Origin of the sequence: Actinoplanes sp. NPDC026623 (assembly GCF_040638275.1) — a bacterium.
Classification (GTDB): Bacteria; Actinomycetota; Actinomycetes; order Mycobacteriales; family Micromonosporaceae; genus Actinoplanes.
The window spans coordinates 1-1,218 of the sequence record NZ_JBEZXZ010000455.1 but is presented as its reverse complement, the minus strand read 5'-3'; the positions used below and the strand labels follow the sequence as shown (position 1 = coordinate 1,218).

The window sequence follows — 1,218 nt, the reverse complement described above, 5'->3', positions numbered from 1 at the left end:
GCCGGCGGCGGCGCGACCCGCTGGGGGGTGTCGTTGCGCGCGGGGGTGTCGTCGTCGAGGCGGGCCCGGTCCCATCGCTGCCGCCAGATCGGCAGGGCGGCCGCCGTCTCGCCGCGCCGGCCGGCGTACGCGAGGCAGCCCGTGACGTAGCCGCGGGTCGTCTCCCAGCTGGGCAGGCGGTGGCCGCCGGCCGCCTCGGACAGGGTGCCGGCGGCGCAGTGCGCCAGCCGGCTGAGGTCGCGATAGGGCGGTGCGCCGCACTCGGCCCGCAGGTCGCGCAGCGCCTGCGCCAGCGCGCGCCGGTGCTCGGGGACGGTCGGGTCGATCAGGGTCTCCCTGCGTCCTCGCCGGGCCGGGGTGCCCACGGTCAGTCCCCCACCGGCGGGGACTTGGTGCAGAAGACATTCGTCGAGGCGTGACCCGGAACGTTCGGGTCGGAGGTCACCGACTCCGTGTCGCCCAGCTGGGGGTGGCTGACCCCCCACTGGGTCGACCCGGGGTCGGGATCCGGCACGTGGCCTACGCGCAGGATCACGTGTCCCGAGCCGTAGGTGTCGGTCTCGGCGGGGAACGACGTCTGGTAGTTGTGCCGCCGGTACAGGTTGAGCATGACGGTGCGCCGGGCCGGGAATCCGGCGATGTAGATATGTACGTCCTCGCCGGGCGCCCGGCAGCCGCCCTGCCGCTCCAGCCACAGCACCGGGCTCGTCGGATACCTCACCGGGTATGTCGCGGCCGCCTCGCGGCTGCCCTCACGCGCCGTGATCCGGTATCCGCCCGCCGGGGCGCCGGGGCGCAGCGGATACCGATACGGCACTCCGCCGTCCTCGCCGTCGCGGACGCGCAGGGTCGTCGTGTGGGCCTTTCCGGCCGGCGGCCGGATCGTGACCGTCAACTGCCCGGCGCGGAAGCCGTAGAAGCAGAGCAGGAACTCGGTCGGGATGACGGCCCCGGCGGCGAGGTCGATCCGCGGCTTCGTCGCCTGCCCGGGGCAGTCCATGTCACCGCCGAAGAAGAAGCCGACCTGCCGGGGAACGCCGTCCGGCAGCGGGCTCGTGCGGTCGAGCACCCCCTCCGACGGCGCCGGCACGGGCGGAGCGGGCCGGGTGGGCGCCGGCGGGGTGGGCGAGGTCCGCGCCGGCGACGGCCGCGCGGGCGCCGGTCGCGCGGGCGCCGGTCGCGCGGGCGCCGGTCGCGCGGGCGCCGGTCGCCGCGCCG

At 76.7% G+C, this 1,218-nt stretch carries 2 protein-coding genes; both read right to left on the bottom strand.

Going from position 1 to position 1,218, the window contains the following annotated elements; genetic code table 11:
* Positions 1-365: hypothetical protein (locus AB0F10_RS45775; RefSeq protein ID WP_360640930.1), on the bottom strand; the 365-nt coding region annotated here is incomplete at its 3' end.
* Between the two features lie 2 nt (positions 366-367).
* The gene (locus AB0F10_RS45770) at positions 368-1,090 is read right to left on the bottom strand and encodes a hypothetical protein (RefSeq protein ID WP_360640928.1); all 723 of its coding nucleotides are present in this window, start codon (positions 1,088-1,090) and stop codon (positions 368-370) included.
* Positions 1,091-1,218: the final 128 nt, after the last annotated feature.